Origin of the sequence: Gordonia sp. 852002-50816_SCH5313054-c, assembly GCF_001665925.1 — a bacterium.
GTDB lineage: Bacteria > Actinomycetota > Actinomycetes > Mycobacteriales > Mycobacteriaceae > Gordonia > Gordonia jacobaea.
The window spans coordinates 350,929-374,431 of record NZ_LZTE01000034.1 but is presented as its reverse complement, the minus strand read 5'-3'; the positions used below and the strand labels follow the sequence as shown (position 1 = coordinate 374,431).

Annotated in this window: 15 protein-coding genes; 3 read left to right on the top strand and 12 right to left on the bottom strand. The window is 66.9% G+C overall.

Translation table 11 applies throughout. The features are described from left to right. Positions 1–13: 13 nt before the first annotated feature. The 4 genes from A5788_RS07775 to aspS form a co-directional block, all read right to left on the bottom strand. Positions 14–928: a transglutaminase family protein gene (locus A5788_RS07775; protein WP_064870796.1), complete on the bottom strand. Its 915-nt coding sequence runs from the start codon at positions 926–928 to the stop codon at positions 14–16. Beyond that, entirely contained in the window at positions 925–3,666 is a 2,742-nt protein-coding gene (locus tag A5788_RS07770) for a circularly permuted type 2 ATP-grasp protein (protein ID WP_064870797.1), read from the bottom strand. Before A5788_RS07770 ends, A5788_RS07775 begins: the two co-directional genes overlap by 4 nt. Continuing rightward, on the bottom strand, positions 3,663–7,130 hold the full coding sequence (locus tag A5788_RS07765; RefSeq protein ID WP_064870798.1) for a transglutaminase family protein: 3,468 nt from the start codon (positions 7,128–7,130) through the stop codon (positions 3,663–3,665). The genes A5788_RS07770 and A5788_RS07765 overlap by 4 nt, the downstream gene beginning before the upstream one ends. Before the next feature lie 138 nt (positions 7,131–7,268). Next, positions 7,269–9,101 carry an aspartate--tRNA ligase gene (gene aspS, locus A5788_RS07760; protein ID WP_064870799.1) on the bottom strand — a complete coding sequence of 611 codons (1,833 nt, stop codon included), beginning with the start codon at positions 9,099–9,101 and terminating at the stop codon, positions 7,269–7,271. Positions 9,102–9,285: 184 nt separating this feature from the next. On the opposite strand from aspS, the gene ypfJ reads away from it, so the two are divergent. Together ypfJ and A5788_RS07750 are read left to right on the top strand one after the other, a co-directional pair. Further along, positions 9,286–10,164, top strand: a complete 879-nt coding sequence (gene ypfJ, locus A5788_RS07755; protein ID WP_064870861.1) for a KPN_02809 family neutral zinc metallopeptidase — start codon at positions 9,286–9,288, stop codon at positions 10,162–10,164. Continuing rightward, positions 10,154–11,824, top strand: coding sequence for a DUF885 domain-containing protein (locus tag A5788_RS07750; RefSeq protein ID WP_064870800.1), 1,671 nt, complete (start codon positions 10,154–10,156; stop codon positions 11,822–11,824). The genes ypfJ and A5788_RS07750 overlap by 11 nt, the downstream gene beginning before the upstream one ends. Here the strand turns inward: A5788_RS07750 and hisS are convergent. Further along, positions 11,805–13,070 carry a histidine--tRNA ligase gene (hisS, locus tag A5788_RS07745; protein ID WP_064870801.1) on the bottom strand — a complete coding sequence of 422 codons (1,266 nt, stop codon included), beginning with the start codon at positions 13,068–13,070 and terminating at the stop codon, positions 11,805–11,807. The genes A5788_RS07750 and hisS overlap by 20 nt on opposite strands. Then, positions 13,067–13,786 carry an MBL fold metallo-hydrolase gene (locus A5788_RS07740; RefSeq protein ID WP_064870802.1) on the bottom strand — a complete coding sequence of 240 codons (720 nt, stop codon included), beginning with the start codon at positions 13,784–13,786 and terminating at the stop codon, positions 13,067–13,069. Before A5788_RS07740 ends, hisS begins: the two co-directional genes overlap by 4 nt. A gap of 231 nt (positions 13,787–14,017) precedes the next feature. Between A5788_RS07740 and A5788_RS07735 the strand changes: the two genes are divergently transcribed. Continuing rightward, on the top strand, positions 14,018–14,962 hold the full coding sequence (locus A5788_RS07735; RefSeq protein WP_049697248.1) for a peptidylprolyl isomerase: 945 nt from the start codon (positions 14,018–14,020) through the stop codon (positions 14,960–14,962). A gap of 122 nt (positions 14,963–15,084) precedes the next feature. Here A5788_RS07735 and A5788_RS07730 read toward each other — a convergent pair whose 3' ends face one another. The 6 genes from A5788_RS07730 to yajC all read right to left on the bottom strand — a co-directional run bounded on the left by A5788_RS07730 (position 15,085) and on the right by yajC (position 23,491). Further along, positions 15,085–17,514 carry a RelA/SpoT family protein gene (locus tag A5788_RS07730; RefSeq protein ID WP_064870803.1) on the bottom strand — a complete coding sequence of 810 codons (2,430 nt, stop codon included), beginning with the start codon at positions 17,512–17,514 and terminating at the stop codon, positions 15,085–15,087. 176 nt (positions 17,515–17,690) lie between these two features. Beyond that, positions 17,691–18,284: an adenine phosphoribosyltransferase gene (locus A5788_RS07725; protein WP_064870862.1), complete on the bottom strand. Its 594-nt coding sequence runs from the start codon at positions 18,282–18,284 to the stop codon at positions 17,691–17,693. Between the two features lie 4 nt (positions 18,285–18,288). Next, positions 18,289–19,968: an ABC transporter substrate-binding protein gene (locus tag A5788_RS07720; RefSeq protein ID WP_197494640.1), complete on the bottom strand. Its 1,680-nt coding sequence runs from the start codon at positions 19,966–19,968 to the stop codon at positions 18,289–18,291. Between the two features lie 7 nt (positions 19,969–19,975). Then, positions 19,976–21,178 (bottom strand): protein translocase subunit SecF, encoded by a 1,203-nt coding sequence (gene secF / locus A5788_RS07715; protein WP_064870804.1) that lies wholly within the window; start codon positions 21,176–21,178, stop codon positions 19,976–19,978. Then, complete coding sequence (gene secD, locus A5788_RS07710; RefSeq protein ID WP_064866326.1) at positions 21,175–22,878, bottom strand: protein translocase subunit SecD; 1,704 nt, start codon at positions 22,876–22,878, stop codon at positions 21,175–21,177. Before secD ends, secF begins: the two co-directional genes overlap by 4 nt. A gap of 157 nt (positions 22,879–23,035) precedes the next feature. Beyond that, a complete protein-coding gene (gene yajC / locus A5788_RS07705) occupies positions 23,036–23,491 on the bottom strand; it encodes a preprotein translocase subunit YajC (RefSeq protein ID WP_064866324.1) in 456 nt (151 codons plus the stop codon). Positions 23,492–23,503: the final 12 nt, after the last annotated feature.

Genomic DNA, 23,503 nt, shown 5'->3' with positions numbered 1-23,503 from the left:
CCTCGCGCAGCACTCACGTAATCACCTCTGACAAGGGACTGACATCGACCGAGACCTCGATCTCACTCTTGGACGCGTCGGTGTAGATCACGCCACGCAGCGGCGGCACGTCGTCGTAGTCACGACCCCACGCGACGGTGACGTGACGTTCGTCGACGAGTTTGTTGTTCGTCGGATCGAAGGCCAGCCACCGATCACCGGGCAGCCAGACCGCGGCCCACGCATGGCTGGCATCGGCGCCGAAGATGCGCTCGGTACCCGGGGGCGGGTCGGTCGCGAGGTAGCCGGACTCGTAGCGCGCCGCGAGTCCCACCGACCGTAGGCAGGCGATGGCCACGCGGGCGAAGTCCTGACAGACGCCCATCCGACGTTCGAGCACCGTGTCGACGCGCGTGCTGATCGCCGTCGACCCGGAGCGATAGGTGAAGTCGGAGAAGATGCGCGACGTCAGATCGATGATCGCGTCGACGAGCGGACGACCCGGCGTGAAGACCGCTGCGGCGTAGTCGCGCACGGCGGGCGTGATCTCCGGTGGGTCGAGATCGAGCACGAACTCGTCGACGAGAACAGCACCCGTGACGGCCGGTCGAGCGTCCTCCCACGGCGCCCGTGCGGCGACGCTGTGCACGAGTCCCTGGTCGATGGGGTCGACCTCGACGATCGACGTCGTGGTCACCTCCAACGCCCGGTGCGCGGTGCGGACATGGAAGTACGCGTCGATGTTGCCGTAGACATCCACACCGACAGACCGGTCAGCGGGCTCGGGCGAGATCACCGTCTCGGTTTCACGGACACGCTGATACGGGAGGTCGCGCGGGGTCAGATAGCACCGGCCGTACGACGACGACACCTCGTCGTCGTAGGTGTAGCAGGTGCGGTGGAAGACGCGGTACTTGCGCGTTGCGGGCGTCTCGGCGGGTGTCGTCACAGCTGACCTCCCCAGATCGGTTGCGCGGTACGAGGCGGAGCGAACCGCGTGCGGTTGAGCAGGTCGGACAGCGCCCGTGCACGGTCGCGCAGAGTGCTTGTCAGTTCGACGAGGTCGGCGCGCTTGCCGTATCCGTCGACGCTACTCAGATCGGCCGGGTCGCAGCGACGCAATTCTGCTGTCATCTCCTCGACCGCGCGCTCGGCAGCGGCCGAACGCAACTCCTCGGGCAGCGACGTCAGATCGTCGTGCATCTTGGCGAGCTGGTAGATCATCGCGCGCGGGTTGGTCTCGTCGAACATCAGCAGCTCGGCGACGGCCTCGGCCCGGTAGAGACCGCGGTTGCGTCGGCGGTAGATGACCGACGACTCGGTGGCGCTCAGGTACGACTCCAACAGGGTCTGTTCCATGTCCAGCGGGTGCTCGTACTCGAACAGCGCGCGGGTGAGGTCGGCGAGCGTGATCACCCGCTCGATACGCCTACCGAGATCCATGAGCAGCCAGGCGGCGTCGTGCACCATCGATTCGGCCTGCAGACCGGACAGCGCGAGAGCGCCGTGCAGGATGTGCTCGTGCGTGCGGGCCAGATCGGGTCCGAGGTCGAGTGCGGCGTCGCCGAACACCCCGGTGCCCGCCCCGACGTCGTCGCGGGCGCGCTCGATCTGGCGTGTCATCGCCTCCAGCGCGCGCTCCATCGGGGTCAACACCATCCACGTACTCGTCGACATCTGGTCGCGGACAGCCCTGGCTGTGGCGACGAGGCGTTCGGTCGAGTGCGCAATCGTGCCCTGCGTGTACCGATTGACGGTCAGTTCGGCGATCTTCACGATCGCGGTGTTGACCTGCTCGATCGACGAGAGTGACGAGTCGTCGTCGAGCAACGTCTCCCCCGTGCCGAGAAGGCCGGTGGTTCCGGTTACCGCGGCGACCGCGTGCAAGAACAGCGGAACCGCAGCGGTGCCCGACATCCACGGACGGTACTGGAAGTCCTGGTAGCGCTCACGCGCGACCTTGGCCAGCCGCGTGACCGACTCGGTGCGCTCGCCGTACCGGCCGAACCAGAACATGTCGGCGAGGACGCGCGGGCTCGCGGCGGCCGCGATGTCGGAGTAGCCGGTCGACGCCGGGCGCGCGATGATGGCGACCTCGTCGTCGGGTTCGCCGCGCAGCTCCGTACGCCGCGAAACATGTCCTCCCACATCGGGATTGGTTACCCAGATGTCCTTGGCGGCGACCGATGCCAGCGACGCGCCGACAACTCCGTCGGCCAGGACCGAACCGAGGCCGCCCGGCATCACCGCGTAGGTGGGACCCTGCGCGACCGAGAACGCGCGCACGGAGACGGGTGCGGCACGCAGAGTGCCGCGCCCCTGCGCGGGCAACGCCGCCTCGGTCAGGCTCGGCGCCACCGAGTACGCCTCGACCTCGCGGCCGACCCACTGCCAGGCCTCGGCATCGATCCGCGAGCGCAATACGTCGCGGGTCGCGGAATTCGTTGCGGGACCGACGAACTCCTCGCCGGTACGGAAGTTCGTGAGGACGAGCGAGTCGAGCGATGACACGATCTTCGACCGTGCCGAATCGTCGCCGGCCCAATAGGTCGGCACCGATTCGAGAGCGAGTTCCTCGTCGATGAGCATCGGCGCGACCTTGTGGAGGACCGCATTCAGCGCCGGATTCTCCAGCACGCCACTGCCGAGGGTGTTGACGACGGTGATGTTTCCACGCGAGATGGCCTCGACGAGTCCCGCGACGCCCAGACGCGAGTTGGTCCGCAGGTCGAGCGGATCACAGAAGGAGGCGTCGACGCGGCGCAGCAGCACGTCGACGCGCTTGTACTTGCCGAGGGAACGCATGTAGACCGCGCCGTCGCGCACCGTCAGGTCGGCACCCTCGACCAGCGGGAAGCCCAGCACGGACGCCAGATACGCCTGGTCGAAGAAGGTCTCAGACATGCTGCCGGGGCTGAACACCGCGACGGTCGGGTCGTCGACCCCCGGCGGCGCGTAGTCGGTCAACGCCAGTCGGAGAGTGCCCGCGAACGTCGCCATCGGGCGTGGCGCGCAGCGCTGGAATAGTTGCGGGAACGTCCGGGAGATCAGTCGCCGGTCAGCGATGGCGAACCCGACACCCGACGGCGCCTGTGTCCGGTCGCCGTAGACGGCGAACGAGCCGTCGGATAGGCGTCCGAGGTCGAGTGCGTGTAGGAACAGCGCGTGCGGTCCCGCGACCTCGAGCCGAGCGGCTTTGCGCACGTAGCCGGGATGTCCGAAAACCATCTCCGGAGGTATCAGCCCCGCATTGATGGTCTTCTGGTCGCGGTAGATGTCACGCAGGATGAGATCGAGCAGCATCGACCGCTGGGTGATCGCCTTCTCCAGCTCGGCCCATTCGACGCCGTCGACGATCAGCGGGACAGCGTCGAGCAGCCAGGGCCGCGGGATCGTCGTGGTGCCGTCGACCTGGTTGTAGACGACACCTTCGTCCGAGACCGCCGATGCCAGCCGCGCGGCCGACGCCTGCAGTCGGTCGTCGCCGCGCAGCGCGTAGCCTGCGACGAGCTCGTCCCAGGCAGGACGAACAGCGCCCGCGGAATCGAGCACTTCGTCGTAATGGTTGCGTGCGGCAGCAGGTGCGGCACCGCCCGAATTGAGCTGTCCGAGATCGAACAGCGTGTAACCGTCGGATCGGTACCTGTCGAACACCGCGGGCACACCGCCGCCCGCTGAAACAGTCACCGAAGAACTGTACGTGCCCGACGCAGATCGAGGATCGCCGGGACCCCACTGTCGGTGGCCATGCGGGCGACGCGCTCCCAGAGCAGTCCGACGTCGACCGAGCCACTGGTGTGCCCTGCCGCCTCGAACCGGCCGTTTCGGCGCGACTCCGCCTCGACCGCGTTGACCGGTGGGCGGTCGTAGGCACGGCCGCCCGGATGCACGATGTGGTAGGTCGCGCCGCCGACGGATCGGCCCGCGAGCGTGTCGACGAGGTCGAAGGTCAGCGGGGTGTCGATGCTGATGGTCGGGTGCAGCGCGCTCGGCGGCTGCCACGCCCTGAACCGGATGCCTGCCACGCGTTCACCGGGCCTGCCGGTGCCCGTCAGCGGGATCGGATAACCGTTGCAGGTCAACACGAATCGGTCGTCGTCGGCACCCTGCACACGCACCTGCACCCGCTCGATCGACGAGTCGACGTAGCGCGCGGTTCCCGTCCCCGTCGACTCTTCGCCGAGGGTGTTCCACGGTTCGATAGCCCCGCGCAGTTCGACCTCGTACTCGCGGATCGCGACGGTTCCCAGCCGCGGGAAGCGGAACTCGGTGAACGGGTCGAGCCATGCGGTGTCGAACGGATACCCCGCCTCGCGCAGTTCCTCTGCGACCTGCGCGATATCGGCGATGACGTAGTACGGCAGAAGGTGTTTGCCGTGGAGGTCGGCGCCGTGGTGGATGAGCCTGCTGCGGTAGGGCTTTTCCCAGAACCACGACACCAGCGAGCGGACGAGCAACGACTGCACCATCGCCATCCGGTGATGCGGCGGCATCTCGAAGCCGCGCAGTTCGAGCAGTCCGAGCCTGCCGCGCGCGGAGTCGGGGCTGTAGAGCTTGTCGATGCAGAACTCGGCTCGGTGGGTATTGCCGGTGATGTCGGTGAGTAGGTGCCGCAGCGCCCGGTCGGTGACCCAGGGATTCGGTGGGGCGTCGGCACCGCGCGCCGGTTCGCCCTTCACCGCGAGCCTGTCGATCTCGGCGAACGCGATCTCCATCTCGTAGAGCGCGGAGTCGCGACCCTCGTCGGCGCGGGGTGCCTGCGATGTCGTTCCGATGAACTTGCCGCTGAACAGGTACGACAACGACGGATGGCGCTGCCAGTAGGTCAGCATCGACACCAGCAGATCCGGTCGACGCAACAGCGGTGAATCCGCGGGCGTCGATCCGCCGAGGGTGATGTGGTTGCCGCCGCCGGTGCCTCCGTGGCTGCCGTCGAGATCGAACGTCTCCGTGCCAAGCCTGGCGTGGCGTGCGTGCTCGTAGAGCGAGTCGAGCAACTCGGTTTGTTCGGCGAAGCTGCTCGTCGGCTGAACGTTGACCTCGATGACGCCCGGGTCCGGTGTGACGGTCAACGTGACGAGGCGGGCGTCCGCGGGGGCTCCGTAGCCCTCGATGACCACCGGTGTGTCGATCTCCGCTGCGGCGTTCTCGATCATCTCGACGATCGCCAGATACTCCTCGAGTTCTGCGGTCGGCGGTAGGAACACGTACAGGGTGTCGCCACGCTTCTCCGCGACCAGTGCGGTGCGTGGCACGAAGGCGGTCGGGTCGACGTCGGTGACGGTGCGGCCCAACGAGTCCGCGACGTCGTCGGGCAACGGGTCGGCGCGCACAGATGGGTCGGCCTCGTACAGGACCGGCGCGGGTCCCCACGAGAGCGAGTTGAGCGGAAGACGCAGTCCCGCGGGAGACGTGCCGGGCGTCAGCACCAGACGCCCACGTCGCGTCGTCCACCGCGCGCTCTGCCACGCCGTCTTGTTCTCGGAGCGGCTCAGGGGCAGGACGAACGCCGTCGGATCGGTGATCGATGCGTCGAGCGATTCGAGCAGTTCACGCCGCGCCTTGGTCGAATCGTCGGCGGGCTCGATGTCGGCGTCGGCATCGACGACTTCGGCGGCAGCAGCTGCCCATGCCGCGGCTCGCGCGGCGGGCAGCGTCGGGTCGGACCCCGGATCGCCGGGCGGGAGCGCCGACAACTCGCGCATCCGCACCAGCGGGTCCTCGAAGGCGGGCATCACCTGTGAACCGGGCAGACCCAACGCGGATGCGAACGCGGACAACAACTTTTCGGCAGCGGGATCGCCGCCCGAGCCTGGTTTCGGTCCCGACGCCTCGAGTGCCATCGCCCCGGCGGCCTGTGCGCGCGTCGCCCAGGGGTCGGCCAAGAGGTCTCGCCGACGCCAGATCGGTTGGCCGTCTGCCCGCCACATGACGGCGATCTGCCAGCGCGGCAGCGGCTCTCCCGGGTACCACTTACCCTGGCTGCGCTGCACGAGGCCGGTCGGCGCGTAGTCGTCGGCGAGGCGAGCGGCGAGCTTCGACGCCAACTCCCGCTTGTGCGGGCCGTCGGCGTCGGTCGTCCATTCCGGATCGGTCTGGTTGTCCAGGGAGACGAACGTCGGCTCACCGCCCATCGTGAGTCGGACGTCGTTGTCTGCCATCTTCTTGTCGACCGCCGCACCGAGTTCGACGACCCGCTCCCACTGCGACTCCGTGTACGGCAGGGTGACCCGCGGATCCTCGTGGAAGCGGGTGACCGTGTTGGAGAAGTCGAGCGTCGCGTGGCACGGACCGGTTGCGCCGGTGATCGGGGCAGCACCGCCGGGGGTCGGCGTCGCGGCCAGCGGGATGTGGCCCTCTCCGGCGAACAGGCCCGACGTCGGGTCCATGCCCACCCAGCCCGCTCCCGGCAGGTAGACCTCGGTCCATGCGTGCAGGTCGGTGAAATCGGCGGTGGGTCCGGACGGACCGTCGAGTGACTTGATATCCGAGGTGAGCTGCACCAGGTAGCCGGAGACGAAGCGCGCCGCCAATCCCAGCTCGCGCAGGAGCGCCACCAGGAGCCACGCGGAGTCGCGGCATGATCCGATGGCACTGGCGAGTGTGTACTCCGGCGTCTGCACGCCCTGTTCGAGCCGGACGGTGTACCCGACGGCGTCGCGGACGGCCTGATTGAGCGCGACGAGGAAGTCGATGATGCGTGTCGACGACGTCGGCTTGTGTTCGGCCGCGAACTCGGCGATGGCGGGGTGTACCGGGGCCCCGGCGAACTCCCCCTCGGTGACCCCGACCGGTCGGAGGTAGATCTCGAGGTCTTCGCGCAGTTCGTCGGGGTAGTCGAAGCCGTAGTCCTCGGCCCAGTCCTCGATGAAGAAATCGAAGGGATTGATCGCCGTGAGGTCGGCGACGAGGCTCACCGTGATCGACAGAGTCGTCGAGGGTTCCGGAAACACAAGGCGCGCTTGGTAGTTGCTGAACGCGTCCTGCTGCCAGTTCAAGAAATGTCCCGCGGGTTCCACCGCGAGCGAATACGCCTCGATGGGGGTGCGTGAGTGCGGTGCAGGGCGCAGCCGCACCACGTGCGGATAGATCTTGACAGGCCGATCGAACGCATATGCAGTGCGGTGTTCGAGCGCCACCTTGATTGTCACCGGTCATCCTCCCGGAGGTCGTCGAGCAGATACGTCCCCATGGGTAGAAATCTCAGCACAGATAGCGCCCGTGCGCCCGACGTGCGGTCCCCCACGCACCCGTGTGCGACATGTGTCACGCGGACAATCGCCGGCCGTTCAGCTCGCCGGTTTCGCCGCACCCTGGTCGGACTCGCCGCCCTTGGGCTTCGGCTTGGCGTCGATGCCCGACTCCTTGCGCTGCGCAGCGGTGATCGGTGCGGGCGCGTCGGTGAGCGGATCCACGCCACCACCCGATTTCGGGAAGGCGATGACCTCACGGATCGAACTCTCACCCGCGAGCAGTGCGGTGATGCGATCCCATCCGAATGCGATCCCGCCGTGTGGCGGCGCACCGTAGGCGAAGGCGTCGAGCAGGAAGCCGAACTTCTCCTGCGCCTCGTCGTGGTCGATACCCATGATCGCGAACACGCGTTCCTGGATGTCGCGACGGTGGATACGGATCGACCCGCCGCCGATCTCGTTGCCGTTGCACACGATGTCGTAGGCATAGGCCAGTGCGTTGCCCGGATCGGATTCGAGGCCGTCGAGCGACTCCGGTTTGGGCGAGGTGAACGCGTGGTGCACCGCGGTCCACGCGCCGGAGCCAACGGCGACATCGCCCGACGCCGTCGCGTCGTCTGCCGGCTCGAACAGTGGAGCGTCGACGATCCAGGTGAACGCCCAGGCGGCGGTCGACGGGTCGACGGGTTCGCCGGGTGCCGGGATCAGTCCGAGGCGGACGGCGATCTCGCTGCGTGCGGCACCGAGCAGTGCGCGCTGTGCCTTGGCCGGGCCCGCCGCGAAGAAGACACAGTCGCCGGGCTTGGCGCCGACATGTGCGGCGAGACCTTCCCGCTCGGCGTCGGAGAGGTTCTTGGCGACCGGACCACCGAGGGTGCCGTCCTCGCCGACGAGCACATATGCCAGGCCCTTGGCGCCACGCTGCTTGGCCCACTCCTGCCAGGCGTCGAGGGTGCGACGCGGCTGCGACGCCCCGCCCTCCATGACGACCGCGCCGACGTAGGGCGCCTGGAACACGCGGAAGGGCGTGTTGGCGAAGTACTCCGTGCACTCGACGAGCTCGATCCCGAAACGCAGATCCGGCTTGTCCGAACCGAACCGACGCATCGCGTCGGCGTACGTCATCCGCGGAATCGGTGTGGTGACCTCGACGCCGATGAGCCGCCACAGCGCCACGAGGATCTCCTCGGCGAGCGCGATGACGTCGTCCTCGTCGACAAAGCTCATCTCGATGTCGAGCTGAGTGAACTCCGGCTGGCGATCGGCGCGGAAATCCTCATCGCGGTAGGCACGAGCGATCTGGTAGTAGCGCTCCATACCGGCGACCATGAGGAGCTGCTTGAACAGCTGCGGGCTCTGCGGCAGGGCGTAGAACGTTCCCGGCTGCAGACGCGCGGGCACGAGGAAGTCGCGTGCACCCTCTGGCGTCGAGCGTGTCAGCGTCGGCGTCTCGATCTCGACGAAATCGTGAGCGGCGAGGACACCGCGAGCCGCAGCATTCGCCTTCGAGCGCAGGCGGATTGCCGCAGCGGGTCCTTCGCGACGCAGATCGATGTAGCGGTAGCGCAGCCGCGCTTCCTCGCCGGGGCTCTCGTCGAGCTGGAACGGCAGCGGCGCCGACTCGTTGAGCACCTCGAGTTCGGTCGCGTTGATCTCGATCTCGCCCGACGGCAGGTTCGGGTTCTCGCTTCCGGCGGGACGTTCCTCGACGAGGCCGGTGACCTTCACGACGTACTCCGCGCGCAACCGGTGTGCCTTCTCGGCGACAGCCTCTTCACGGAAGACGACCTGCACCAGCCCGGAGCTGTCACGCAGATCGATGAACACGACGCCGCCGTGGTCGCGGCGACGCGCAACCCACCCGGCGACGGTGACGGTCTGCGACGCGTCGGCGCGGCGCAGCGAACCGGCGAAATGCGTGCGAAGCACTGGAGTCCTTCCTGGTGGACGTACGAGCTCGGAAATCTCGCGCTCAATCCTACGGAGGGCGCGCCCGCCGTCGCCGAGTGGTATCCCGCCCACGCCGAACCCGCCGCCCTCGCACCATTCCGAGACGTGATTGTTGGGCGTGGTTCACCCGTATCGGGACGTCCTCGCCGGTAGCCTGACCTGCATGACGTTCCAAGGCAGCGGGGGGCTGGACAACAGCAACGTGTCCGGCGGCGGGGGTGGCGGTGGTTTCGGCGGCGGAGGCGGTGGCCGTATCGCGCTCGGCGGCGGTGCCGGACTGATCGTCACGCTGATCGCACTCTTCCTCGGCATCAATCCCGGCCAGATCCTCGGCACCTCGTCGACAACCGGAGGTTCGTCGAGCACCTCGGCGAGCGAGATCGACGAACACCTCGCCCAGTGCACCATCGAGAAGGCCAACACCGACGACATCTGCCGCATCAAGGCCACGACCATCAGCATCAACAGGGTGTGGTCGGACCTCATGAAGGGCTACACCCCGCCGAAGACCGTCATCTTCAGCAATTCCGTCGATACCGGTTGCGGCGCCGCAACGTCGGCGACCGGACCGTTCTACTGCCCCGTCGACAAGACCGCCTACTTCGACCCGACGTTCTTCAACCAGCTCAAACAAATGGGTGGCAGCGATGGTCCGCTGGCCCAGGAGTACGTCGTCGCACACGAGTACGGCCACCACGTGCAGAACCTGACCGGGGCACTGCAGAAGGGCCAGCAACTCGGTTCCAGCGGACCCAAGTCGGGTTCGGTCCGCGTCGAATTGCAGGCAGACTGCTACGCGGGCGTGTGGGCGTATCACGCCGACAAGGGCAGCGACGCGATGCTGGAACCGCTCACCTCAGATCAGATCAACTCGGTCATCCAGACCGCGAAGGCGATCGGCGACGACACCATCCAGGGCGCGAACTCCAATCCCGAGGGCTGGACGCACGGCTCGGCCGATCAGCGGGTCCGTTGGTTCTCCATCGGATACAAGAACGGCGACCCACGTCAGTGCGACACGTTCTCCACCAATGACCTCTGAGACCATCAGGCGCACACCGACACCCGTCGACGCGATCGCCGACGACCATCTGGCGCGTAGTGCCGCACTCGACCCGATCCTCGCCACCGAGTACGGCCTCGCAGGCCACGACCGGCTGCTGACCGACTTCTCCCCGGATGCCGTCGACGAACGGGCCGCTCTGGTGCGTTCGACGCTCGCACAGCTCGACGCCGCGTCGCCCACCGACCACGTCGACAGGGTCACTATCGCCACCATGCGAGCGGGGCTCAATCGCGAACTCGCACTCGCCGACGCAGGCGAACTGACCGGCGAGTGCAACGTGATTGCCTCACCGCTGCAGGCGATTCGCGACATCTTCGACCTCATGCCCACCGACACCGCCGAACAGCGCGCCGACATGGTTGCGCGGATCAGCGCGATCCCGGCAGCGATCGACAGCGTCATCGTCGGACTCGAACACCGCCGCGACGTCGGACCCGCGCTCGCACGACGACAGATCGAACTGGTTGCCGCACAAGCCGACGGGGCGCGCGCGGCGATCGCACAGAACACCTCGCCGATCGCCTCCGACGACGCACTCGCCGTCGACCTGGCCGGCGCCCTCGACGGCGCGGGTGCCGCGTTCGACGGGCTGGCCGCACTGTTGCGTTCGACGGTCCTCGACTCCGCCGACCCCGACGACGCCATCGGGCGCGACAGGTATCTGCTCCGGTTGCCGTATTACCTCGGCACCGATGCCGATCCCGACGAGGCCTACGACTGGGCGCTCGGTCACCTCGACGCCATCACCGCAGAACAGCAAGCCATCGCCGCGGACCTCGTGCCCGGCGCGAGCGTCGCCGAGGCACTCGAATTCCTCGACGCCGCACCGCAATACCAGATCCACGACCGCGCGTCGTTTCTCGCGTGGATGCAGCAGACCTCCGACGCGGCGGTCGACGGCCTGGCCGGCACGCACTTCGACATTCCCGACCGTCTCACCCGACTCGAATGTCGGCTGGCGCCGTCGTCGACCGGAATCATCTACTACACGCAGCCGAGTGCCGACCTCTCCCGACCCGGACGGATGTGGTGGGCGGTACCGCCGGAACAGACCGTCTTCCACACCTGGCAGGAGAAGACGACCGTCTACCACGAGGGCGTGCCGGGGCATCACCTGCAGCTCGGCGCCGCGATCGTCGATCCCGACCTCAACACCTGGCGCAAGCTCGCGTCGTTCACCTCGGGACACGGCGAGGGCTGGGCGCTCTACGCCGAGCGGTTGATGAGCGAGCTCGGGTGGCTCGACGACCCCGGCGACCGAATGGGCATGCTCGACTCGCAGCGCCTGCGCGCGGCGCGGGTCGTCGTCGACATCGGAGTCCACTGTCGCAAGGCCGCACCCGCATCTGTCGGCGGTGGCACGTGGGATGCAGAGAAGGCGTGGCAATTTCTCACCGCGTCGGTCGCGATGGATCGGGCGGTGTTGCGCTTCGAGCTCGACCGCTACCTCGGGTGGGCAGGACAAGCACCGAGTTACGCTCTGGGACAACGGGTCTGGGAGCAGTGCCGGACGCAGGCACTGACCCGACACCCCGAGTGGACTCTCAAGGACTTCCACACCAACGCCCTCGCGCTCGGCGGGGTCAGCCTCGACGTCCTGCGCGAGGAGATGACACTCAGGCCAGCAGCTGGCTGACCTCTGCGACGACGCCCTCCAGCGACGTCTTGTGCTGCTCACCGTTGGTGAGGTTCTTGACCTCGATGGTGCCCTCGGCGAGTTCGCGGTCGCCGAGTACCAGCGCCAGCTTCGCGCCGGACCGATCCGCGGCCTTCATCGCGCCCTTGAGTCCGCGGTCGCCGTAGGCGAGGTCGACGCTGACGCCCGCAGCACGCAGTTGTCCTGCGATACTGACCAATTCGGCTTTGGCGTCGGTGCCCAGCGGCACCCCGAACACCTGGCACCGCGCGGCGTCGACGTGGGCGATGCCCTCGGCCTCGAGAGCCAGCATCGTCCGGTCGACGCCGAGTCCGTAGCCGATTCCCGACAGATCCTGCTTGCTGCCGAGCTGACGCATCAGGCCGTCGTAGCGACCGCCGCCACCGATCCCCGACTGCGCGCCGAGACCGTCGTGGACGAATTCGAACGTCGTCTTGGTGTAGTAGTCCAGGCCGCGGACCAGGCGGGGGTTGATCACATACGGGACGCCGAGCTGGCGCAGATGCGACAGCACGCTCTCGAAGTGGCCGCGCGCGTCGTCGGACAGATAGTCGAGCATCAGCGGTGCGTCGGCGGTGGCCTCGCGGATATCGGGGCGCTTGTCGTCGAGCACGCGTAGCGGATTGATCTGTGCGCGTTGACGTGTCGCCTCGTCGAGGTCGAGTCCGCTCAAGAACTCCTGCAGCGCGTCGCGGTATGCCGGGCGGCAGGAGTCGTCACCGAGTGAGGTGATCTCCAGCCGGAATCCCGACAGTCCGAGCCGTCGATATCCCTCGTCGGCGATCGCGATGACCTCGGCGTCGAGCGCAGGGTCGTCGACGCCGATCGCCTCCACCCCGACCTGCTGCAGTTGGCGGTAGCGGCCCGCCTGTGGGCGTTCGTAGCGGAAGAACGGACCCGCGTAGCAGAGCTTGACGGGGAGTTGACCGCGGTCGAGACCGTGTTCGATGACCGCGCGAACAACTCCGGCGGTGCCCTCGGGACGCAGCGTGACCGACCGACCGCCGCGGTCTTCGAAGGTGTACATCTCCTTGCTGACCACGTCGGTCGACTCGCCGACGCCTCTGGCGAACAGGCCGGTGTCCTCGAAGATCGGCAGTTCGATGTGTCCGTATCCGGCCCGCCGAGCGGCGTCGGTGAACGTGTCGCGGACGCGTCGGAAATCAGCCGACGCGGGCGGGTAGTAGTCGGGGATGCCCTTCGGTGCGACGAAGTCGGCGCTCACAGTCTCCTGCTTCCCTTCTGTCGGCTCGACTCCCCCAGCTCCGTCAGGAACGGGTTCGTCGCGCGTTCCTGCCCGATCGAGGTCTGTGGCCCGTGGCCGGGCAACACCTGGGTCTGGTCGGGCAACACGAGGAGCTTCGACTCGATCGATTCGAGCAGTTGCCGGTGGTTGCCGCCGGGCAGATCGGCGCGTCCGATGGACCCCGCAAAGAGTACGTCACCGGAGAAGCACACTTTGATGCTGGTCTCCTGACCTGCATCGTCGACGACCGGTACGTCGGTGGTGAGTAGGACCGATCCCTGGGTGTGACCGGGCGCGAGATCGACGTCGAATCTGATGCCCGCCACCTCGATCGGCTCACCGTCGACGAACTCGATGACCTTCTCCGGCTCACGGAAGGTCAACGGCCCGATCATCGCGCCGAGTGCACTGCCGAGGCCGACCGCCGGGTCGGCGAGCATCGGACGGTCCGCCGGGTGGATGTAGGCGGGAATCCCGTGTGCATCGCAGACATCCGCGGCGTTCCAGGTGTGATCGAGGTGTCCGTGGGTCAGCAACACCGCAACCGGGGTCAGGTCATGCTCGGCGAGAATCTCGGCGACCTTGCCGGCCGCTTCCTGGCCCGGGTCGATGACGACCGCCTCGCCACCCGGCTCGGGTGCCACGATGTAGCAGTTGGTCTGGAACATCCCTGCGGGGAATCCGGTGATCAGCATGTGCTCTCCTCGGCTTCGACATGACGCGGGCGCCGATGACGCGTCGCTCCTGACACTCCATTCTGGCGCACGCGAGAACAGCACTCGACGACACTCCGGTACACCTGCCTGGGGAACTCTCAGGGTGTCCTGGCACACTTGCGTGTCGATACAGCCGTGTTTCGAGCGCACCGTGTTTCGAACGCGCCGTGTTCATCCGCACCGACAGACGTCTCAGGAGGGTTCACCAGCGTGACCACCAACGAGGAACGCCGCGAAGCCGCCAAGCGGAAGCTTGAGGACAGACTCGAACGCGAGCGGCAGGATCGCAAACGTCGGCGCATCCTCATCGCATCGATCTCGACGGTGGTGGTGGTTGCGGTCGTGGCCACCGCGACCACGCTCATCGTGAAGAAGGTCCTCGACGACCGCGAGGCCGCCCGGTGGACGTCGTGTGAGTACCAGGATCAGCCCGACCGCCTCAAGCCGATCCCCACCGACCCGCCACAGGGCGTGCCTGCGGAGCAGCACGAGGAATACCGCAAGTACGCGGCAGAGATGAACAAGATGATCAACGAGGGCATTCCCAAGAAGCGGACTGCCCCCAAACCCGGTGACCGGCAACTGAAGTCCGGCGACGTCTCGGCGGTGTTCGACACGTCCCAGGGCGCGATTCCGATCACGCTGACCCGAGCCTCGGCACCGTGCAACACGGGCGCGATCGTTTCGCTCATCGGCGACAAGTACTACGACGACACCCCATGCCACCGCATGACCACGAGCGAGGCGCTCAAGGTGTTGCAGTGCGGTGATCCCACCGGAACAGGTGCCGGCGGTCCGGGGTGGAGCAGTCCCGACGAGCCGCCGACCAACCTCAAGCCGGCGGGACAGGCCAACCAGATGACCGGCCAGCAGTCGGTGGTCTACCCCCGCGGCACCATCGCGATCGCCAACAGCAACCAGGGCGGCCAGAGCAGCAACACCGGCTCGAGCCAGTTCTTCCTCGTCATCTCCGACAGTCAGCTCCCGGCCGACTACTCGGTGGTCGGCAAGGTCGACCCCGAGGGCCTCAAGGTGCTCGACAAGGTCGCCGCAGGCGGCGTGACCCCCGGACCGTCGGGCGAGACCAACGACGGCAAGCCCAAGCTCCCGGTGGAGATCACCACCGCCAAGATCACCGGCGGAGACCTGGACTAAACGCCCACTCGACGCGAGGAAGCGCCCAGTCGGCGGGACAACCCGTCGACTGGGCGCTTCTTTGCGTCGACTGGGCGCCCCAGACCGCCGACTGGGCGCCCCAGAACGCCGACTGTGCGCAGCTACGCCGCGGAGGTCACGCGGTAGACGTCGTACACGCCCTCGACGTTGCGCACGACATTCAGGACGTGACCGAGATGCTTGGGGTCGCCCATCTCGAATGTGAACTTGCTGACCGCGACGCGGTCGCGGCTGGTGGTCACCGATGCCGAGAGGATGTTCACCTTCTCGTCGGCGAGCACCTTGGTCACGTCCGACAGCAGCCGATGTCGGTCGAGGGCCTCAACCTGGATGGCGACCAGGAACACCGACTCGGGCGACGGCGCCCAGGTCACGGGGATGATTCGTTCGTCCTGGCGGCGCAGTTCACCCGCGTTGGTGCAGTCGGTGCGGTGCACGCTGACGCCCCCGCCGCGCGTGATGAAGCCGAGGATGTCGTCTCCGGGAACCGGTGTGCAACACTTCGCGAGCTTGATGAGGACGTTGTCGACACCCTCGATGACGACCCCGGCATCGCCACCGGCCCTGGTCCGCGACGGCATCGTCGACAGTGTCGATCGCTCGGCGATCTCCTCCGCGGCGTCGTCGATCCCACCGAGGGACGAGACGAGCCGATTCACGACGTGCCGTGCGGACACATGGTTCTCGCCGACAGCCGTGTACAGCGCGCTGACGTCGGCGTAGCGCAGTTCCTTGGCGATCGCGGCCATCGACTCGGCGCTCATCAGGCGCTGCAACGGCAGCCCGCCTCGTCGAACCTCCTTGGCGATGGCGTCCTTGCCGGTTTCCAGAGCCTCTTCACGACGCTCCTTGGCGAACCACTGGCGGATCTTGGCCTTCGCGCGCGGCGAGACGACGAAGTTCTGCCAGTCCTTGCTCGGTCCGGCGTTGGGAGCCTTCGACGTGAACACCTCGACGACTTCGCCGTTCTCGAGTTCGCGTTCGAGCGCGACGAGCCGGCCGTTGACCCGAGCACCGATACATCGGTGCCCAACCTCGGTGTGCACCGCGTAGGCGAAGTCGACGGGCGTCGAGCCCGCGGGCAGTGTGATGACGTCGCCCTTGGGCGTGAAGACGAAGATCTCCTTGACCGCGAGGTCGTAACGCAGCGACTCGAGGAACTCGCCCGGGTCGGCGGCTTCTCGTTGCCAATCGAGAAGCTGACGCATCCACGCCATGTCGTCGATCTCGGTCGTATCGGACTTGCGCCCCTTGCGATCCCGGTAGCCGCCCTCCTTGTATCGCCAATGCGCGGCGATACCGAATTCGGCGGTGCGGTGCATGTCGTTGGTGCGGATCTGGATTTCGAGGGGCTTGCCCTCCGGCCCGATGACCGTGGTGTGCAGCGACTGGTACACGCCGAACCTCGGCTGAGCGATGTAGTCCTTGAAACGCCCGGCCATCGGCTGCCACAGCGAATGCACGACGCCGACTGCGGCGTAGCAGTCGCGCACGTCGTCGCACAGGATGCGCATGCCGACGAGATCATGGATGTCGTCGAAGTCGCGACCCTTGACGATCATCTTCTGATAGATCGACCAGTAGTGCTTGGGCCTGCCCTCGACCGTCGCGGTGATCTTGGCCGACGACAGCGCGTTGTTGATGTCGGCGCGTACACGGGCGAGATAGGTGTCACGCGAGGGCGCGCGGTCGGCCACGAGCCGCACGATCTCCTCGTAGCGCTTGGGGTGCAGAATCGCGAACGAGAGGTCTTCGAGCTCCCACTTCACCGTCGCCATGCCGAGCCGATGAGCAAGTGGCGCAATGACTTCCAGCGTCTCGCGAGCCTTGCGTGCCTGCTTCTCCGGCGGCAGGAAACGCATCGTGCGCATGTTGTGGAGGCGGTCGGCGACCTTGATCACGAGCACCCGCGGATCGCGGGCCATCGCGATGATCATCTTGCGGATCGTCTCGGCTTCGGCGGCGCTACCGAGCGCGACCTTGTCGAGCTTGGTCACGCCGTCGACGAGGTGCGCGACCTCGGCGCCGAACTCACTCTCGAGCGCCTCGAGGGTGTAACCGGTGTCCTCGACGGTGTCGTGCAACAACGCGGCGACGAGCGTGGTGGTGTCCATCCCGAGATCGGCGAGAATCGTCGCGACCGCGAGCGGATGGGTGATGTACGGATCGCCCGACTTCCGGTTCTGACCACGATGACGTTCGTCGGCGACGTCGTAGGCACGCTGCAGAAGCGCGATGTCGGCCTTGGGGTAGATCTCCCGATGCAGGGTGACCAGTGGTTCGAGCACCGGACGGACCGAGCTGCGGGTCGCGGTCATCCGCCGTGCAAGGCGGGCGCGAACCCGCCGCGAGGCTGAGGCGTGGGTGGTGTCGGCGGGCGACGCGGGCTCGGCGGCCCGACTGCCATCGGGCGCACTCACCGGGGCGGGAGCAGCGGCACGGGCGTCTTCTGCGGTACGGACCTCTTCCGCTGCGGGGGCGGTCGGCGTGACCCGCTCACGAGCGACGGCCGCCTCGGTCTCATTCGCCATGCTGCCTCCTTCTCCCGGTGCGTCTTCTCCCGGTGTGTCCGTTCGACGAGCCACGCCGTGCCGACACGCTGATATTCACCGATGTGAACAAAATTCCGAAGAATTCAACACCGTATGCGACGAGTCTAATCCGGCCCCGACGCCCGGCGCGGCGCGCGCTGCGAGACCGATGCAGCTCAGCGGTCGTCGGTGATCGCGTGCAGGCTCACATCCGGCCCGAGTTCGGCAGCGATCCGCGCACGCCCGCCGAGATCGGCGAGCTCCATGATCACCGCGACCCCGACAACCGAGGCACCCGCCAGACCCATGAGTTTCGACGCCGCGACAGCGGTCCCGCCCGTCGCGAGTACATCGTCGACGATCAGCACGCGTCGCCCGGTGATGTCGATGCCGCTCGCCGGGATCTCCAGCCGACCCGTGCCGTATTCGAGGTCGTAGTCGACGCCGTAGACCGGTGGGGGCAGCTTCCCGCCCTTACGGACAGCCAGGATGCCGACCTCCAACTCTTGTGCGACGGCACCACCGACGAGGAAGCCGCGGGCGTCGATCCCTGCGACGAGGTCGACGCCGGAACAGCCGTGCGTCAGCGCTGTCACGATCGACGAGAAACCCTCCGTGTCGGCGAGGACCGGGGTCAGGTCGCGAAAGAGGATGCCCGGCTTGGGAAAGTCGGGAACCGTGCGTTCGTGCTCGGCGATCGCAGCTCGTGCCCGTAGGACCGCCTCACGCGTGACCTCGTCGGAACCACTGCTCGCGTGCCCGCTGCTCACGCGCTCACTCACCACTTACCCACCGATCCATGTTCCATCCCGTTCCATTGCGGCCGAGTCCGGCCACCACGTTGTCGACTCGATCATTCCATCGTCGAACACGCGGAGCAGCGAACAACGGAATCGACGGCACATCCGCCCACGCCGCGCCCTCGATCGTCCGGACAAGGCCCAGGTGTTCGCTTCCGAGTGCCCCGACGCTGCGGGCGGCGATGGCGTCGGAGACCGCCTGATCATCGAAGTCGTTGATGTCCAACGGATCCCCGTCGAACAACTGGTACGCATCTCGACTCGGATCGGCCGCGCCTGCCGCGGAGAACGACGTTCCATTGACCACCAACACCGCGTCGGCAGTCTTTCCGAGATCGCTGATATCGAACTGCGGCGAAGACACGTCGGTGACCGCGATTCCTGCCGCGCGGCAGGAGTCGGCAATCGCTGCGACCATCTGTCGTTGGCGATCGCCCGGCGCGAGGTAGCCGACGCGCACCCGGACGCCGGACTCCTGACCCGCTCCGGCGAGAAGTTCTCGCGCCTTGGCGGTGTTCGCGCGCAGGTATCCCTGACCGAACTCGCCGTTGATCGCTGCCGCGAGGCGGTCCGCAGGCGCGAGCGTCCGGAGGTTCCAGAGCTGCGCGCCCTGCCCGAATGTGCGCGTCAGCGCATCACGGGGCACGCAACTGGCGAACGCCCGTCGAACACCCACGTCGGAGAAGACGCCGCGCCGTGAGAGCACCAATTCCTCGACGCCCAGTGCGCGTCCGGGCGCATCCGGGGCTTGCACCTGCCCTGTGGCGTTCTGGTCGCTACGTTTGGCATCGCCGTCGGTCAGGCCTGCGGTGACGTCGGCGACGCTGTACGAGTTGCCCGTGATGAGGCGGGCCGAGTCGGACCTGCCGTGCACGAGGATCCTCGACACCTTCGGTGCGTCTCCCCACCACTTCGGGTTGGGGACGAGCAGGACGCCTGCCTCGGTGATCTCGGAGATCTCGTAGGGACCCGACGCCGGTACGTTGTCGGCACCGCCGCCCGCTTGCAGCTCGAACGCCGATGTCCACGCCCTCGCGAGCTTCCTGATCGCGGCCCGGTCGGCCGATCTGATCGACGTCAGCGCATCGGCGACGCCCGCGACGCGGCCAACCACCTGCGCGGGCATGAGCGTGCCCGCGCCGAACAGCGAGAGCCAGTCACGGTAGTCGCGACCACGCTTGAAGGTCACCGTCGCCGCCTTGGCACCCGCCTCGCAGTCGACTGCCTCGATGTCGCGGTAGCCGGCGGTGGTCGCGGCCCCGAACTCTGGGTACCGTCCGCTCATCGCGGTCCACGCCAGGACCAGATCGTCGCAGTCGAGGGGCGTGCCGTCGGAGAACGCGGCGTCGGGGGTGAACTGATAGGTCAACGTCTGTACCGGCCCGGCCTGCACACTGACCGTGCCGATGTCACGGTCGGGCGTCACCTGACCCGACGCCCCGAGGTAACTGAAACCAGGGAGCACTCGGCCGGTCAGCATCAGCGCGCCGTCGGCGTTGCCCGCAGCGGTGTTCGCGTTGGCGGTGCTCAACCGCGCGTCGGTGAGGTAGTCGAGCGTCGGCGGCGGGTCGTCGCCGCACGCGGCAACGACCCCGACCATGACGAGGCCCGCCAACACCATGGCGAGCACTTTCGTGCTGCGCGCTGAGGTCACGGGGCGCCTATCGGGAACGTCGACGCTTGCCGGTCGGAGCCTGTGGCTCCTCCCCCGCATCCTGTGCAGCGCGAGCACTCCGTGTGCTCGACGCCGCACTCGAACGTCCGCGAACCGGACGGTCTGCCGCGCTGACGTCTTCACCCGCCTCGACGGCGCCGCGCCGCGCCAGCACACGCGCGGTGTGCTTCTTGATGTCGGAACGACGTTCCTTGAGCGTGACGAGCAGCGGGGCCGCGAGGAAGATCGACGAGTAGGTACCGACGACCACGCCGACCAACTGGATCAGTCCGAGGTCCTTGAGCGTGCCGACGCCGAGCAACCACACGGCGATCACCATCAGCGCGATGATCGGCAGCACGGAGATGACCGTCGTGTTGATCGACCGCATCAGGGTCTGGTTGATCGCGAGGTTGGCCTGCTCGGCGTACGTCCGACGCGTCGTCTGCAAGACCGACCGGGTGTTCTCACCGACCTTGTCGAACACGACGACGGTGTCGTAGATCGAGAAGCCCAGGATGGTGAGCAGACCGATCACCGTTGCCGGAGTGACCTCGAAACCGACGAGCGAATAGATGCCCGCCGTCACGACGATGTCGAACAACAGCGAGGCGAGTGCCGCAACCGACATCTCCCTGTCGAAGCGGATGGCGATGTAGACGAAGACGATCACGAGGAACACCGCAAGCGCGATGAGCATCTTCTCGGTGATCTCTTTGCCCCAGGTCGAACTCACCTCGGAGATGCTCACGTCGCGGTTGGTGAGTTCTGGCCCGAAGCGGTCGGTCAGCGCCTGGGTGAGTGTCGATGCCTGCTGCACCGTCAGCGTCTCGGTACGCACCTGCACGGTCTGCGCAGCACCGGAACCCGCGGTCTGGACCGCTTCCGGTGCGCTGCCCAGCGCCTTGGTCGTGACGTCTTCGACGGATTGACTCGTCACACCCTGGGTGACGGGGATCGAGACCTGTGTTCCGCCTTCGAACTCGATACCGAAGGAGAACCCTCGGATGGCGATAGAAGCGATGCAGATGACGACGATCGCCAGGCTCACCAGGTACCACATGCGCCTGCGTCCGACGATCTCGAATGCACCGGTGCCGGTGTAGAGCCGAGACAGGAACGACCTGTTGGTGTCGGCGACGAAGTCGGCGTCGCTTCCGGCAGACGGAGTCGGCGCCGAGCCGTCGCGTGTGTCGTTGGTGGTTGTCATTTCGACGTTCCTTCTGCGACGGTCTGCTCGTTGTCGGTGCGCTCTGCGGCCGCCCGGTCTGCCCTGCTGGTGCGCTGGCGACGCTGCCGCGCCACCTCACTCACCGCGCCGAGGCCGTTGATGTTCGGCCGCGAGAGGAAGTCGCTCCTACTGGCCAGCACGACAAGCGGATGGGTGACGAGGAAGACCACGACGACGTCGAGGATGGTTGTGAGACCCAATGTGAACGCGAATCCACGGACCTCACCGATCGCGAGGATGTAGATCACGGCTGCGGCGATGAAGCTGACCGCGTTGCCCGACCAGATGGTCCGGCGGGCGCTGGCCCAGCCACGCGGCACCGCCGACCGGAAACTTCGTCCCTCGCGCATCTCGTCCTTGATGCGTTCGAAGTAGACGACGAACGAGTCGGCCGTCATACCGATACCGATGATCAGACCCGCGATACCCGCGAGGTCGAGCGTGAATCCGATCCATCGGCCGAGCAACACGATGATGCCGTAGACCGCGGCACCGGCGAGGATCAGCGAGAGGATCGTCAAGAAGCCGAGCGCGCGGTAGTAGAGGAGGGCGTAGATGAAGACCGCGATCAGACCGATCAGGCCGGCGATCAGACCCGCACGCAACGACTGCAGACCCAGCGTTGCCGAGACCGTCTCGGCGTCGGACGTCTTGAACGAGAGCGGCAACGAGCCGTACTTCAGCACATTGGCGAGGTCGCTGGCCTCTGTCTCGTTGAACGATCCGGTGATCTGTGTCTTGCCGCCGGAGATCTGCGAATTGATCGTCGCAGCCGACACGACACGGCTGTCGAGGACGAACGCGGTGGTGTTGCCGATGTTCTTGGCGGTGAACTCGCTCCAGGTCTGCGCCGCGTTCGGCTTGAAGTCGAGGTAGACCGTCCACGCACCGGTCTGCTGATCGGATCCCGAGCTCGCAGAGCTGATATCGCGACCGTCGATGATCTGGGGCGCGAGCAGGTAGACCTGCTTGCCGTCCTCCGAACACGCCACGAGGTACTGATCGGAGATGTCGTTACCGAGAAGTGGATCGTTCGCGCCGGTCGAGCAGTCCATCTTGGCCATGTAGGCCTTGAGCCCGTCGGTGTTGGCGCCCGCGGGAACCTGTCGCAGCTTGCGCTGTTCCTCGATCGCCTTGGCCGCCTGGTCGGCGGGTTGCTCGTCGGTCGGTTTCGCCGCGTCGTCCTTCTTCGGCTGCGGCGTGGCGGCCTGCACCTCGACGACGGGACGTACGAACAGGCGAGCGGTCTGGCCGAGCGTTTTGGCCTGGGCACCGTCTTGACCGGGGACCGTGATGATCAGGTTGCTGCCGTTAACGACGACCTCAGACCCGGAGACGCCGAGGCCGTTGACGCGCTGCTCGATGATCTGCTTGGCCTGATCGAGTTGTTCACGCGTCGGCGGATTGCCCGACTCCGTACGCGCCGTCAACGTAACCCGGGTGCCACCCTGCAGGTCGATGCCGAGCTTCGGCTCCGGTGATCCGCCACCGGTGAAGAAGATGAGCGCGTAGATCGCCGCAAGCAGCACGAAGAACAGTGTCAGCGGGCGCCATGGCGGGATCTCGCGCGCTGGCGACCGCCGCTTCTTCGCTGGCTTTGTGGTCGACGACCCTCGTGTCTTGGTCGACGATCCTCGTGTGTTGGTCGACGCCTCTGTCGCCCGGCGAGGGGTGGTCACGTTGTACTCGATCTCCTTCAGCGCGCGTCAGATGGCCGCAGGCCACTGTACTGATAGGCCACACGGCCGCACGCCACTCTACTGATCAGCGCTGACGCGTTCACACGACCCCACCGGGCAGTGTGACGCGCCAGCAGTGCTGCGCAGACCAGACGCGTTACTTGTCCGAATCGGAGCTGTTTCCGCCCTGATCCTTACGCAGGTTGATCTCGGTGTCGTCGGCGTCACGGTCGTCGTCGCCACCCGAGATGGAGTCGTAGCTCACGGTGCCGTCGATGGTCGAGAACTCGTCACCATCTGCAGTCAGGGGTGCGCTCGGCGGGACGTAACCGGCGTAGGTCGCCGCGGCATCCTCGGTGGGTACGACCTTCATGATCGCCAGGCGATTCCAGCGCGTCACCACGCCGGTCGCGATCTCGACGTCGATGTAGTCCGCCGACGAGGCGTCGATGATGGTGCCGAACAGGCCCGAGGTGAGCTGGATGCGCGTGCCGGTCTGAATCGAATTCTGCATGTCCTGCTGCTCGGCAGCGCGCTTCTTCTGCTTGCGCATGGAGAAGAACATGAAGCCGGCGAGGAGCACGAGCAGAAGCGGAAAGAGCAGAGATTCCATGAGAGAGCGATC

Bases quoted from the DNA above. Each gene is read 5' to 3' on its own strand.
- yajC (WP_064866324.1), bottom strand. From the start codon at position 23,491: ATGGAATCTCTGCTCTTTCCGCTTCTGCTCGTGCTCCTCGCCGGCTTC.
- A5788_RS07750 (WP_064870800.1), top strand. From the start codon at position 10,154: ATGACCTCTGAGACCATCAGGCGCACACCGACACCCGTCGACGCGATC.
- A5788_RS07740 (WP_064870802.1), bottom strand. From the start codon at position 13,786: ATGCTGATCACCGGATTCCCCGCAGGGATGTTCCAGACCAACTGCTAC.
- secF (WP_064870804.1), bottom strand. From the start codon at position 21,178: ATGACAACCACCAACGACACACGCGACGGCTCGGCGCCGACTCCGTCT.
- ypfJ (WP_064870861.1), top strand. From the start codon at position 9,286: ATGACGTTCCAAGGCAGCGGGGGGCTGGACAACAGCAACGTGTCCGGC.
- A5788_RS07730 (WP_064870803.1), bottom strand. From the start codon at position 17,514: ATGGCGAATGAGACCGAGGCGGCCGTCGCTCGTGAGCGGGTCACGCCG.